This window comes from Kineothrix alysoides (assembly GCF_000732725.1).
Classification (GTDB): domain Bacteria; phylum Bacillota; class Clostridia; order Lachnospirales; family Lachnospiraceae; genus Kineothrix; species Kineothrix alysoides.
This window is the reverse complement of record NZ_JPNB01000003.1, coordinates 14,019-28,100: the sequence shown is the minus strand read 5'-3', so window position 1 is coordinate 28,100 and position 14,082 is coordinate 14,019. Positions and strand designations below refer to the sequence as shown.

Below are 14,082 nucleotides of genomic sequence, written 5' to 3'. Positions count from 1 at the left end.
AATATTTATATTATTTTTTACTTATTTATTTTACTTATTTAATATTTTAGTAATTAGATATAGTTAAAAGGGGAATGAAATGGAGTTATTTAATGAAATTAATGAAATAGTTAGAAACGATTATAACAATCAAGTCTTAAAAATACTTGCTGGTATAGATGTTTATAATAAAATTCCTGAATTAAAGCAAGTAATAGAATCTCCGGGGAAAATGATTCGTTCTACTTTTACGTATATTACAAGTTTTTTAGAGAGCGAAGAATCCCATCCAAATCTTTCCCATTTATCAATTATTATTGAATTTATACAAGCTGCAAGTCTAATCCATGATGATATCATAGATAATGGCTTGTATAGAAGAGGCCGTAAAACAGTTATTAATGAATACGGCCTCCATTCTGCGTTATTATTAGGTGATTATCTTATATTCATAGCTATGAGATTGATTGCTGAAGTTAAAGCGGAAGAAAAAAAAAACAAATTCTTAAAAGTGTATCTTCATGTTTGTTACATATGTATGAAGGACAGAGGTCTGAAAGCATCCTGATAGGAAATTATGAAATTAGTGAAGAAGATTATTTTAAAGTTATCAGTAATAAAACATCCATATTTTTTTCAATGGCATGTGAATTAGGTACAATAATAGCAGGTGCCAGCGAACATTATAGAAAATCTTTAGTATCGTATGGCTACAATCTAGGAATTGCTTATCAGATGATGGATGATTTAAAAAGCGTTATTTTTTTAAAGATGGAGAAAGAAGATAAATCCTATCAGACTGATTTTGAGAGAAGACTTGTAACTTTGCCAATAATTGTTGCTTATAAATTAAGTAATAAAGAAGAAAAAGAAATTATAAAAAATTTTTATAATGGAAAGATTTTTAATAAAGATTCAGTAATTGAAATAATAAGCTGTGATATGGTTATTGCTGAAGTCAAAAAGAAAATTGCTTGTTATGTATTAAAGGCCAAAGAAGAATTAAGGGACATAAAAGAAAGTAAATATAAAATTGCTTTGCAAGAATACTGTGAGCATTTTCTAAAGGAGACGGAATGAATATTAATTTGATTATCAATGAAATTAAAAGAAATCCGGAAATTAAGACATGTAAAACCCTATTAAAAAATGAAATAGAATCCGAATCAAAGGTTAATGATTTTGAAGATGTTCTTACACTTTTAGAGTCAGAAGATGAATATGTCAGAATCTTTGCAGCTATGTATATGGCTCACGAATACAATAAGTTAGAAGAAAACAGAGAATCAATTCAGGAAAAATTGATAGTGCTATCTAATGATTGGAGTAAAAAGTTCATCAGATATGGTTTGATACCAAGTTTTGAAACAATATTGTCAAAAGAGGATTTTAAATTTATATCATATATAAGAGAAAAAATAACTGATCCGGAGTTTCCGGCATTACCCCGTATATACTTGGAAGTATACAGTAAAGTATTGGCCAAAAAGAACAATAGGGAGGAAATTATCGCTTTCTTGGATTCAGCAGAGAATTATATTGAGTCAAATAACCTGGATACTCAGCAGGGTTTGATTTCTGCCATAAATAATTTAGGTAAGAAAAATGTTACTTTGCTACAAAAATACTTTATTGATTGGATAAATAGAAAGAATATCAATACTTTCTATGTTATTAGAAAGGTGTTTGAGCTTAAGTTTGGCGAATTGGTTGAATCGGGTTTTAGGAAATCATGTGAAGATAAAATGAATGAATATGAGGAACAAAGAATTCGATTAATTAGCGAGAAGTTCAGCAGTGATGAGAGTAAAGTAGATGTAACTTATCAGGAGATTATTGTTTCTACTATGTTGCATTTCATTAATTCACCTATGTTGCCCTTTAATTGGGGAGCAAATCCTTATAGAGGATGTTTGCATGCTTGTGAATATTGTTATGGAAGAACCAGCCATGAATTTATGGGGCATACCAAGGATGAATTTGAACGTTTTATCTATGTAAAAATAAATGCAGATAAAGCGCTAGAAAAACAGATTATTGTTCCTAAATGGAGAAATAGTAGAAATAAATTGATTAACCTTGGCACAGTAACAGATCCATATCAAAAGATTGATGAACATTATGAAATTACACGGAAAATTCTTGAGACACTGTATAAGCATAAAAACCCAGTTACAATTACGACAAAATCAGATTTGGTAATCAGGGATATTGATATATTAAAAAAGTTAGGATCACTAACAGATGTTGTTTTCAGTATACCTTCTCTGAATCAGACATTTCTCGATAAAATTGAAAAAAGGGCTGCACGTATAGAGGATCGTTTGAAAGCGATAGAATACTTAAAGAAAGCAGGTATCACAGTTGGTGTTCTAATGATTCCTATATTTCCTTACATTAATGACAGTGAAAATGAAATGGAAAATATTATTAGAACACTAGCTGATTATAAAGTAGATTATGTGATACCGGATATTTTGAATTTGCGTGGTGACAGCAAGTTTAAAATAAAACAATTTATTAAGGAATATTATCCTGATTTAACAGAGGCATATAATGATTTGTACGTCAGAGGAGAAGATAATCTTTATGTAGATAAAGTTTACCAAAAGAAAATATTCGATTATCTTATGAAAGATGTTTTGAAAAAATATGGACTCAATGATTATTCAAAAATGATTAAAGGAAAATGGTAGTAGTATGGAAACAAAAGAGAAGGTTGATTGGGATTTCTTTTGGAAAAGGGTAAGGAAACATCCTCTGTTTTTGGAATTCCTTTATTTCCTGCATTTAAAGAAGTATAGAAAAGTTTTAGAGAAAATCGAACTGAGAGAGCCTAGCGTTCTTGAAGTAGGTGCTGGTACAGGAGCAGCGTCTGTACATGTTCAAGATCTATATGGGGGTAATATAACACTCGTAGATAACAATGAGATTGCCTATGAAATGCATAAGAAATTATTTAGGAATAAGGCAGCTGGTATCAGGTATCTGAGAGAAGACTTTCTCAAGATTGATCGCAAACCGGAGTATGACTTGGTAATGAGTGATGGCTTACTTGAACACTTTAGTAAAAAGGAAGATATCATTGAGTTACATAAATCCTTTACTAAAGTGAATGGATATATATTAATCTTTGCGCTCAATAATAATTTATTTACATGGTTTCTGGAATTAGGAGAGAAAAAAATGGGTTATTCAGAGCCGATAAACATGGATGAATGTATGCAAATATGTATTAAATCAGGCTTGAAAGTAGTAGGTACTGTAAAATATTTTTTCGAATATGGAATTTTATGTGAAAAGGTAGGCGAAAATGGATAAACAATGGGAATTATGGTGGGAAAAGATACTGATTCGCATTCAAAACCAAGACAATCTTACACAGGAAGAGGTAAGAAAGGGATGGAGTTATTTATGGAATGAATGGAAGAGTATTGAAAAAGGATTTGTAAACATGAAGTTTTTACCTAAAAAACTTCAAATGCTTATGGCTTTAAAATCAATTGATCCTTTTACAATATTGGTTGCCCCAACCTTTTTGACAGGTATATTTGCAAAGGGAATCACGATTGATGAAATGAAAGGGTTTATTCAGAGCTTTAAAGACAATGGCTGGTTTGGGGGATTCCAAGATGTTAAGTCATTTAGCGATAATCTAATATATACCAATGGATTTGGTGGAGATGAGATTAGAACAGTCAATGTTTCTACGCCCTCAATAATAATGGCAGCTGCAGCTGGAGCCAACGTATTGAAAATGGGCAGTCATTCCTATTTTGGAGCTTCAGGAGCTGGTAATTTTACGGATAATATTGGATATCAGGCCATTACAACCCCAGAAGCAGTAGATACAGCTTTTACCATGAGCCGGGCAGCATATATCAATGGTGAATCAGCAGCAGATGCAAAAACGCAGGATATTGCAACCTTTATGTCGCAGGTACCGAATGGTATGCACATTATGAAGGCTTTATTCTATCCATTTCGTTTTCATATACTTTGTTTTGATTTTTTTCAAGCCCCATATCAACAAAGAGGAATCAGCGTTTCAAATACAGAGTTAGTTGGAGAGCTGATTGTGGAGCTTTGTACATATATCAAAAAGGGCATGGTGGTCTATGGTATGGATGAAGAAGGCCATTCTTTGGATGAAGTCTCTAATGTAGGGACTACAAAGATTACAATGATTGAAGATAATAGGGTAAAGGATACTATATATACAACTCCTGAAGACTGGGGAGTAAAAAGAAGAAAAACAGAAGAGATTACATTATCGAAATCTGATGATAGATTAAGAATCACTCTGGAATCTATGACTGGTAAAAGAGATGATGGATATTCTGATTTACTCATCATAAATGCTGCACAATATCTATTTTTAAATGGAATGGCAGATACATTTCAAAAAGGAACAGATCTTATTAAACAGTCTATTGCAAATGGTAGTGTGACAGAGGAGTTAATAAAGTTTGTAAAATCTACAAATGGGGATTTGACGTTGATTGAAAAGGGGTTGTCCAACATAAAATGAAAATAGCATTACCTTGTTCCTGGGATTATAAATTTTTTGACTATCTTCCAGAACTCCAAAAAGGAAAGAATAAAATATATGAGCTATATGGTTCCCTAAAGTCCAGTTACCTGGGAGCTGGTCATTCTTCAGCAGCAATTCGAGGCGATTACCTGAAAAGAGAAGATGTTGAAAGATATGTAAAGAAAGTTCATGAAAATGGATTGGAATTTAATTATACAATAAACGCCAGCTGTCTGGGTAATTTGGAGTTTAATCCACGATATAAGGCAAAAATGCTGGATGAACTTGAATGGATATGTTCGTTTAGTGATACTGTAACCGTAGCTGTTCCTTATCTCATTGAATTAGTAAAGGAAATAAGTAGAAACAGGGTAAGAATTGCGTTATCAACAATTGTAGGAGTTGATAGTATCGGAAAGGCAAAAAGATTTGAAGAGTTAGGTGTTGACCGCATTGTATTGAATATTAATTTAAATCGAATGCCTAAAGTAGTAAATAGTATACGTAACCATACAAAGATAGATCTTGAAATACTTGTGAATGACAGTTGTTTGAAAGATTGTCCATATCGTTATTATCACTATAATTCAGGTTCGCATGCTTCTGTACATAAGAAAGCTTTTTATTTGGATTATTGCATATATAATTGTTTGAACAAACGGTTATTACATGTGGATGAAATATTGAAAAGCCCATGGTTGCGACCTGAAGACTGCAGTAATTATGAAGGTATCATAGATTATATGAAGATTGGAGGTAGAGAGAAGGGGTTAGATTGGATTATTCGGGCAGCAGTAGCTTACAGTAGAGGAACATATAATGAAAATATTCTTGATTTATTGACAATAATCTCTCCTGAGTCCCATGAATTAGGGGAACTGATGTTTAATAATAAACTTAAATTCATCTCCGATAATGAGAGGATTGAAAAGTTTTTCAATCGTTTTTTTAAAGATGGATATGAATGCCAAGATTGCACTAAATGTAATTATTGTAAAAACCATTTTAGAGAAATTGTGTATTACGATGATAAGGCATTAGTGGATTATCGTGCTAAATTTGAGGTATTAGGGAGAATGATGGATATTAAGAAGAATCAAAATGTTTTTAAGTTTTTATTGATGAAATATGCCTTTAATCAATATGTAAAGGATACAAAGAAGTGGAAAATGATGAAAAAGCATTTACCGTACTTCAAAGATAAAATATTTAGGGGGAATTAATATGCGTGTAACTTTAGTCAATCCAAATTACGATGAACCCAGAGTATTAAAATTCATGGGCCTGCCCAGCATTCCAATTGGACTTGCATATGTAGCTGCTGCAATTGAACGGGCGGGGCATGAGGTAAAGGTAATAGATGCTTTTGGATTCAAGTATTCCGTAAAGAAGACAGTTGAAGAAGCACTTAAAACAAATCCTGACTTTGTAGGAATATCCTGCGTTACCTGTAATATCGATTATGGCAAGCAGATTGCTGAACAACTAAGAAAGCATTATCCGGTAGCAATAGGGGGAACAATGCCGTCCTTAGAACCAGATACAGTTGTCGAATATGCAGATTATGTAATGTATGGCGAAGGAGAAAAAACGTTTGTAGAATTGTTAAGTGGTAAAGATCCGGAAGAAATTGATGGTCTTATGTTTAAAAAGGATGGAAAAGTAATAAAAACTAATCCAAGGGCACCGGAAGAGGATTTAGATAAGATTCCGTTTCCAGCCAGACATTTATTTCCAATGCATAAATATAAACTTTTCGGACCAATGAGTATGGCAACTATGATGACCAGCAGAGGATGCCCTATGGCTTGCAATTACTGTTCTATTTCTCATTTATTTCCAAGCTGGAGAGGCAGAAGCGCTAAAAATGTTGTGGATGAAATGGAATCACTTATTGAACAATACAAGGTCAAAGGAATTTCATTCGTTGATGAAGATTTTTTAGTTGATTTACCTCGGGCGTTAGAAATATGTGATGAGATTGAAAAGAGAAAATTGAAAGTATGGTGGGGGATGCAGACCAGAGCAGACCGGGTACCTGATTTAGAAACTATGAAACGTTTTTATCGTGCTGGTTGTGAATGCTTATTGTTTGGAATAGAGTCTGTTCAGGAAAAAACGATGAAGAATCTCAATAGGGATATTTCAAATGATCTGTTTTTCCGGGCTGTACAATTAGGACGTGATTCCGGAATGAGAGTGGCGGTGTCGTCTATACTCGGATTTCCGGGGGAAACAATTGCAGATGCAAAAGCTACGGTGAGTTTTGTATTAAAATTAGATCCAGACTATGTATTTTTTGGCGTTCCGACTCCATTTCCAGGAACAAGATTCTATAAGTCCTGTGAAAACGAAGGATTAATTAAGGAAAGGAATTTGTTGCGGTATACGATTATGAGTCCAATTATTGAAACTAAAGAGATATCGCTTAAGGATGGACAAAAGCTATTAAATTATTCTTATCGGAAATTTTATTTTAGACCTATTAAGATGATGCAGCGTGTAATTGCAGAAGTAAAGAAGTTGGATAAAGAAACGTTTAAGGGATTCTTTAAATGGTCGATTGGTGGCTTTTTTGACTCACAGAAATGGTAGGAAAGGGTATGGATACTGGTTTTATTACTTCCATTAATGATTTGTCTAATCCAATATTAGGACTTATTGAAGTGACGCAAAAATGTAATCTTAATTGTCCAATCTGTTTTAGAAGATTAAAGAATGCATGTAAAGGAAGTACATCCAAAGATTTGGTTTTTGGCGAAATTATTGAGCGATTAGAAAAGTTAAAAAAAGATAGACCGGATATTAACCCAACAATTGCGCTAACCGGTGGTGAACCTACCCTTCGTGATGATCTGCCTGACTTGATTGCAAAAATTCATGAAATGGGATTTAAAAGAACAGAGGTCATGACGAATGGGATAAGGCTTGCTGATGATATAGGACTCGTGAAAGATCTAAAAAAAGCAGGATTGAGTCAGATGGGTTTGCAGTTTGATGGATTCAATGATAAAGCTTACCAATTAATGAGGGGAAGAGAACTGGCTGAGACGAAAAGAAAGGTCTTAGAAAACCTAAAATCTGTGAAACAGGCTACAATACTGGCAGCGTGCATTATGAAGAGGGTGAATGACGGAGAAATTGGTTCTATTATTGATTTTGCAGTAGAAAATAAGGATTTTATAGAACATGTAAATTTCCAATCCTTTATACGGAACAGAAATAATTCGGATGAATTTAGTTCTACATACATCTTTGACAAAGACCAGATTGTAAACAGTATTGAGTACCAGACAAATCAACGGATTAGGAAAGAGCATTTCACACCACCGGCTTCCATTCTTCCTGTTCCAGAATTTATTGAAGCGGTAAGTAAAAAGCAACAAAAACAGTATTTTCCCTTATTTCATAAGGAGTGTAATTTAACAACTTATGTTTATGTAACAAAAAACAAGTCATTAATTCCTGTGCAGGAAGCATTGAATATGGATTCTTTTCTAAAATACTTAGAGAAGTTGACAGTGGAACTTAATAATACTAACTCATGGGGCAGAAAAACGTTCTTGATGACAAAATTAACTTTAAAAATGTTTCAGCTAATTAAGAAGCAAATCTTTAGAAAAATGTTATTTTCATCAATGCTGAAAAAAGAATTTGACCCTTTGGCAAATTTAAAAGAAGTTTTAATGATTAGTTGTGAGAACTATATGGGAGATCATCAGTTCAGTGCTGAACGAAATCAAAAATGCGGTCTATTTTTTCTGGAAGGGGATAATTCAATACGACCATTCTGCCAGCAGGACTAAAACACATTTGAGGAGATTAGGAGGAGAGAAATGAAAGCTATTAAAAATTTTTTTATTCTAGTTAGATGGGAGTATTTACCATCAGCGATTAATGAAACTGGTATACCGGCATTATTGGCATTATTATTTGTTCCATTTTCTTCACAGTATGTTTTCCGAGTTATCATGAGCCTGCTCATATGGTATGGTGCCCATTTTATTGGTGCGCAAATCAATAATATAAGTGATTATGAATCAGATAAGAAATTTAAATCATATATTTCTGATTCGATTGAATATTTTGGGATGAAAAAAGTTAAGCAGATGATTATTATTGAAACCATTATCGTTTCGGCACTGACCATTGGACTCACTATAGTGCGTAGGCAGCCTATGCTGTTAATACTGTGGTTGATAGGATTGTTTTTTGCATACGCATATTCCGGCAAGCCTTTTAACTTCAAACGCCGCACAGTAATGAACCCAATAACTTTGGCATTGGTCTTATACTTAATTCCGATGTTATTTGCTTATTTATTAATAGCCGGAGATTTTCATGGATTGTCTGTTATTACAATTCTGATTTTTGGTGTACAGATGGTTCCAATGTTCTTTATGGATGAAATAAGTGATTATGAAGAAGATAAAGAAGCAAATGTGATGAATCCATGTGTCAGATTTGGGCGGAGAAAAACAGTTATGATATCAATCATAATTGGTAGCATTTCCAATGCAGCTATGCTGTTTTATTGGTTTAATAACATATCTTATTTTTCATCGTTGAAGATGGTCCTTTTTATCATTGCTTTATTATTTTTTGTATTTGTAATATTAGATTATGCAAGAATATATAGGATGTCAGAACCTTCATTGTTGAGGGATGAGTCAAAATTAATGAAATTAAAGAAAAGTATTCATACTCCAGTTTGGCTTATGGGAACAGGGGCGGCAACATTACTGTTGATCTTTGAAAGTTGGGTGAAATGATGAAACTTTTGTTTATTGCTCCTCCAATAGGAAAGATGGCAAGCAAGTATCTTGCACCGCCTCTTGCTATCGGTATACTGGCTGGTTTAACACCAAGTCATTATGAGGTGCAATTCATTGATGGTAATATTGAGACAGTAGATATATTAAGTGGGTGGGATATTGTAGCAATTACAGTATCCACCCCTGCAGCACAAGCTGCTTTTGAAATTGCGAAACACTATCAAGAAACCGGTGCAACGGTAGCAATGGGTGGTATGCACCCGACAGTCATGCCTGAAGAATGCCTTGAATATGCAGATGTTATTTTTATAGGTGAAAGTGAAGAGACATGGGGAGAATTTCTTAAAGATTTTGAAAATGGGAAGCATAAATCCATTTATAAATCGGAAAGAGCAATGAAGCCGTTAAGAATTCCTGAAATTCGTAGGGATATTTTCAGTAAAAGCGGATATTTGGTAACAAAGACGGTATTAATGAGCCGGGGATGCCCAAATACATGTGAATTTTGTCTGGTTAAGAAAATATATGGGCCTACTTATAGGACAAGGGAAATTTCAAAAATAATAGAAGATATCAAAAGCTTACCTAAAGGAGGAATGCCAGTAATTGTTTTTGTTGACGATAACATTGTTGGTGACAGAGAGTTTGCAAAAGAATTTTTTAAAGAACTTATCCCGCTAAAAATAAAATGGTTCAGTCAATGTTCCATTAGCATAGCCAATGATGATGAGTTATTGGATCTGGCAAAAAGGAGTGGATGTATAGGTTTATTTATCGGGTTTGAATCTGTTGACGAAAATAACTTAATTTCAAATCGTAAAAATGTAAATAAAACTTCTTTATTTATAGAACAGATAAAAAAGATTAGAAAAAAGAAGATAATTGTACATGGGGCCTTTATCTTTGGCTTTGAAAATGACAACATTGAAGTATTTGAAAAAACTCTTCGGTTTGCAAAAGAGGCAAAACTGGATGTCGCTAATTTTGGAATATTGGTTCCATATCCAGGAACACCTCTTTATGATCAATATAAGGAAGAAAATAGAATTTTTAATTATCAATGGAAAAATTATGATGCTGCTCATGTAGTATTTACTCCTCATAAAATGAAAGCTATGGAATTGCAGCAGGGGCAATATATAGCCATGAAGGATTTTTATTCATGGAGGAATATTTTGTTACGTATCCTATCGAACCCTAGTTTTTTGAATATTGTATTAAATCTCTCACAAATAAATGTGGTAAAGGAGTTGAAAAAAATTGTTCAAGAAAGTCGTTTCGTATAGCATCATATTTATTTTATTGCTATTATTCGTTAATCCTGTTGTCGTTGAAGCGGCACCAATTACAGATGAACAATTGGAAGATTCCATTGTAAGAGCTGGAGATTATTTGTTGTCCCTTCAAACTGATCGAGGATTGTGGCAGGCAGATATAAGGATAAATCCCAGAGAAACTGCATATTTCATGATAACGGCCAAATATCTACAAATAGAAGATTTAGAAGAAGCGATAGGAACATCAGCAACATGGCTTTTGGATCATATCAATGAAGATGGAGGCTGGGGTTTTTTTGATGAAGGCGGAACGTCTGAGGTTTCTATAAGTGCAATAGTCAGATTAGCATTGCTGGTTAATGGGGTGGATGAAAATCGGGAGGAACTAAAAAGAAGTGCTGTCTTTGTCGAAAATAACGGTGGTTTAAAAAATACAGATATATTCTGTAAAACTTTCTACGCTCTTTTTAATCTTTATGAAGAACCATGGGACAGCCCTCATTCTAAGATTTTTTTCCCTGACCTTTCCATATTGTATTTAGACAATACTGATGAATATAGCCCATATTCCAGTATGGCATGGGGAAGAGAAGCTGGGATTGCAATGAGCGTGATAAAGGAATATCGAAAAAGAGAAAATCTGCATATAAAGTCATCGGAGCTAAACTTAGCGGAACAATGGATGGTATCGCATCAATTAGAAGATGGATGCTGGTATACATTATTGGGAACATGCCTTAATATGATTGCTTTACATGAAATAGACAGTGAAAAACATGCTCCACGAATTGAAAGAGGTATGGAATGGATCAACAGTAATAGGGAGTCTGACGGATATCAGAAGAGATTTATTCTAAGTGTTTGGGATACATCTTTTGCGATTAGTGCCTTGAGCAAATCAAATATTGATTCTTCAGCAGATTCCTTATTAAAAGCGGCTACCTGGATCGTGAACGCACAGACACAAGGCGGAGGATATAATTGGTCCAATGCACCTTCAGGCGGCTGGTCTTATAATGAATATAATATCTTGTATCCTGATAATGATGATACCGCATTAGCAATTAATGCGTTGAATGATTTACGTTTTACGTCATATTCAGCTGAATTTAGAAAAAGAATGGCCGTTGAAAAAGGAAAAGAATGGCTCTTATATATGCAGAATGATGATGGAGGATGGGGAACATTTGAACGGTTTGATGGAGACAAGGATTTTAAAGACCCTACAGAATCAACGGAAGATCCAAGTGTAGCCGATATTACAGGACATGTACTAACGGCATTGTCTTCATGTGGCTACACTGTAGATGATCCGGTTATCCAAAAATGCTTAGATTATATTAAGAAAGATCAAAATGATCAGGGAGCCTGGTATGGTAGATGGGGGCTGTGTTATTTGTATGGAACCTCTTGTATTTTGCAAGGTTTGGCAGATATTGGGTATGACATGAATGATGAATTTATTGTAAAGGCAGTAGACTGGCTTCTCGCCCAGCAGAATGATGATGGAGGATGGGGAGAACATTTTTCATGGTGGAGTGAGAAAAATGGAATTTCTTTTACAGAAATGGGGCCCAGTACACCCGAACAGACTGCCTGGGTGATCATGGCACTCATGAAAGTAGATTCCGATAAATATATGCCTCAAATTGAAGAGGGAGTACAGTACATACTTGATAATCAGAAAGAATATGGAGGCTGGGAACATCCATATTATACGGTACTTGGTCTAAATCCATATAAAAACACATATTATCCCCATTATTTTTCATTAGCAGCTCTTTCAGATTATGCCAAGGTAAAAGGAATTGTCATTGATACACCTGCTGCAAATGGTGAGGTTAGAACCGATAAAGAGACATATTTAATGCTTGATAACTTCTCCTATGAAGATGTAGCTGATGAAGTAAAGGGTTCCCTTAAAAAGGCAGATTTGAGCGTGACATTTGAAGAAACTGGTAAAAATGCATTTCTTCTAGGCTTATATAATGGTGGTAAAGAAGCATTAGAAGATGTAGTAGTTACTGTTTATGATGAAAAAACAAATGATATAATTTTGACTTATGATTTTGATACATTAAAAGGGGAAGAAAGAATATCAAAGGTCCTTTCTTTTTCCGATGAAAGAGAAGATAGCAAATCACTAAGAATTGTGTCCGAATATACATCAAGGGGAGAAGGAAGGGAAATAGTTGATAGATATCAGATTTCCTTAACAAAGGTCAATAGAGTAAATATATCAATATTTACAATTGTAGTTTTTGTCGTTATTGTACTTTTGTGCATCTGTTTATTTATACTGTTTAGGAATACGAATATACAATTAATAAAATTTGCCTTTAAAAATTTAGGAAGAAATCGGACTCGTACAGTTTTAACTTTTATTGGGATTGTGATTGGGATTTCTGCCACTGCCGGTTCTATTTCATTAGGTCAAGCATTTGATCAAAAACTGAGGAAGGATTTTGAAAGTTTTGGAGCAGGTAGAATTATTATCTTGTCGGAAAAGGTTGATATAAGTGTATCACCGCCTACGCAATCATTTGAAAAAGCAGCTTCATTAAGGCTTACTGATGATGTGGTCAATGAGATAAAGAAAATAGAAAATGTGAAAAGTGTTTGCCCAGTAATGAATTATGAGACAACTGTTACATTCAGGGGTGAGAGTACAAACTGTTTTATTCAGTTTGTAGATCTTGATACATTCCAGCAAATGACACCGTTGCAAATTGACAAGGGCAGAATTTTAGAAAAAGGAGATGGACTGACAGCTAATGTTGGATATGACATAAGTGCAAAAGCATTTTCTGAAACGATAGAAGTAGGTGATACATTAAGAATTGGTAACTTTAATGTTAGTACAAAAGGGATATTTCAAGAGACGGATGGAATGTCCGGAAGGATTGAGTCTATTGTTACACCGAATATTGTGATATATCTTCCGTTGGAGATGGCTGATAAATTTGTAAGAAAAGATTATTATGATGTAATCGAAGTAAAAGTGATTGATACAAATAAAACAAAAACAACAGATGAAAAAATCAATAATATTTTAGAGGATAAATATCCAAACAGGATATTTAGCACTGTGTATACAGAAAAGCTGCAGAGTACGGTTTCGGAAATACTCTACCAGTTTGACCTAATTATATCACTCATAGGAATATTCTGTCTGTTAGTAAGTGGAATTGGTATTATGAATATGGTGATAGTAAATATGACTGAAAGGCGTCAAGAAATAGGAATTATGATGGCGATAGGGGCACCTAATAAGACAATCATAAAAATTTTAGTTCTAGAGCTGGTTTTTCTTGGCATCGTGGGTGGTATAGCTGGATTCATTGGAGGACTGTTTGTCGTGCTGATTACGCAGTTTATTGCTCAAATATTGACTATGCCTAATTTTGCCTTTATATTGAGTCTTTCCATGTTTCTTGGAATTGCAATTGTTTTATTTTTTGGGGTAATACCTATTATAAAAGAATTGAAAAAGGAACCGATTGAGGCATTGAGATGA

General features: G+C 33.9%; 9 protein-coding genes and 1 pseudogene. All 10 read left to right on the top strand.

All coding sequences use genetic code 11. The features are described 5' to 3' along the window. The first annotated feature begins 79 nt into the window (after positions 1-79). The 10 genes and pseudogenes from CC90_RS25325 to CC90_RS0119905 all read left to right on the top strand — a co-directional run bounded on the left by CC90_RS25325 (position 80) and on the right by CC90_RS0119905 (position 14,082). Positions 80-1,059: pseudogene (locus tag CC90_RS25325) on the top strand (polyprenyl synthetase family protein). Next, on the top strand, positions 1,056-2,675 hold the full coding sequence (locus tag CC90_RS0119945; protein WP_031392481.1) for an SPL family radical SAM protein: 1,620 nt from the start codon (positions 1,056-1,058) through the stop codon (positions 2,673-2,675). Before CC90_RS25325 ends, CC90_RS0119945 begins: the two are co-directional and overlap by 4 nt. Positions 2,676-2,679: 4 nt before the next feature. Further along, positions 2,680-3,300 carry a class I SAM-dependent methyltransferase gene (locus CC90_RS0119940; RefSeq protein WP_031392480.1) on the top strand — a complete coding sequence of 207 codons (621 nt, stop codon included), beginning with the start codon at positions 2,680-2,682 and terminating at the stop codon, positions 3,298-3,300. Continuing rightward, on the top strand, positions 3,293-4,510 hold the full coding sequence (locus CC90_RS0119935; protein WP_031392479.1) for a hypothetical protein: 1,218 nt from the start codon (positions 3,293-3,295) through the stop codon (positions 4,508-4,510). The genes CC90_RS0119940 and CC90_RS0119935 overlap by 8 nt, the downstream gene beginning before the upstream one ends. Next, entirely contained in the window at positions 4,507-5,736 is a 1,230-nt protein-coding gene (locus tag CC90_RS0119930) for a U32 family peptidase (RefSeq protein ID WP_031392478.1), read from the top strand. Before CC90_RS0119935 ends, CC90_RS0119930 begins: the two co-directional genes overlap by 4 nt. A 1-nt stretch (position 5,737) precedes the next feature. Beyond that, positions 5,738-7,108 (top strand): B12-binding domain-containing radical SAM protein, encoded by a 1,371-nt coding sequence (locus CC90_RS0119925; protein ID WP_031392477.1) that lies wholly within the window; start codon positions 5,738-5,740, stop codon positions 7,106-7,108. Between the two features lie 8 nt (positions 7,109-7,116). Then, a complete protein-coding gene (locus CC90_RS0119920) occupies positions 7,117-8,319 on the top strand; it encodes a radical SAM protein (protein ID WP_031392476.1) in 1,203 nt (400 codons plus the stop codon). A 30-nt stretch (positions 8,320-8,349) separates the two neighbouring features. Next, positions 8,350-9,285 (top strand): UbiA family prenyltransferase, encoded by a 936-nt coding sequence (locus CC90_RS0119915; protein WP_031392475.1) that lies wholly within the window; start codon positions 8,350-8,352, stop codon positions 9,283-9,285. Next, the gene (locus CC90_RS0119910) at positions 9,282-10,574 is read left to right on the top strand and encodes a B12-binding domain-containing radical SAM protein (protein WP_051869875.1); all 1,293 of its coding nucleotides are present in this window, start codon (positions 9,282-9,284) and stop codon (positions 10,572-10,574) included. The genes CC90_RS0119915 and CC90_RS0119910 overlap by 4 nt, the downstream gene beginning before the upstream one ends. Beyond that, positions 10,549-14,082: an ABC transporter permease gene (locus tag CC90_RS0119905; protein ID WP_031392473.1), complete on the top strand. Its 3,534-nt coding sequence runs from the start codon at positions 10,549-10,551 to the stop codon at positions 14,080-14,082. Before CC90_RS0119910 ends, CC90_RS0119905 begins: the two co-directional genes overlap by 26 nt.

Coding starts and splice junctions, on each gene's coding strand:
- CC90_RS0119945 (WP_031392481.1), top strand. CDS start 1,056: ATGAATATTAATTTGATTATCAATGAAATTAAAAGAAATCCGGAAATT.
- CC90_RS0119940 (WP_031392480.1), top strand. CDS start 2,680: ATGGAAACAAAAGAGAAGGTTGATTGGGATTTCTTTTGGAAAAGGGTA.
- CC90_RS0119935 (WP_031392479.1), top strand. CDS start 3,293: ATGGATAAACAATGGGAATTATGGTGGGAAAAGATACTGATTCGCATT.
- CC90_RS0119930 (WP_031392478.1), top strand. CDS start 4,507: ATGAAAATAGCATTACCTTGTTCCTGGGATTATAAATTTTTTGACTAT.
- CC90_RS0119925 (WP_031392477.1), top strand. CDS start 5,738: ATGCGTGTAACTTTAGTCAATCCAAATTACGATGAACCCAGAGTATTA.
- CC90_RS0119920 (WP_031392476.1), top strand. CDS start 7,117: ATGGATACTGGTTTTATTACTTCCATTAATGATTTGTCTAATCCAATA.
- CC90_RS0119915 (WP_031392475.1), top strand. CDS start 8,350: ATGAAAGCTATTAAAAATTTTTTTATTCTAGTTAGATGGGAGTATTTA.
- CC90_RS0119910 (WP_051869875.1), top strand. CDS start 9,282: ATGATGAAACTTTTGTTTATTGCTCCTCCAATAGGAAAGATGGCAAGC.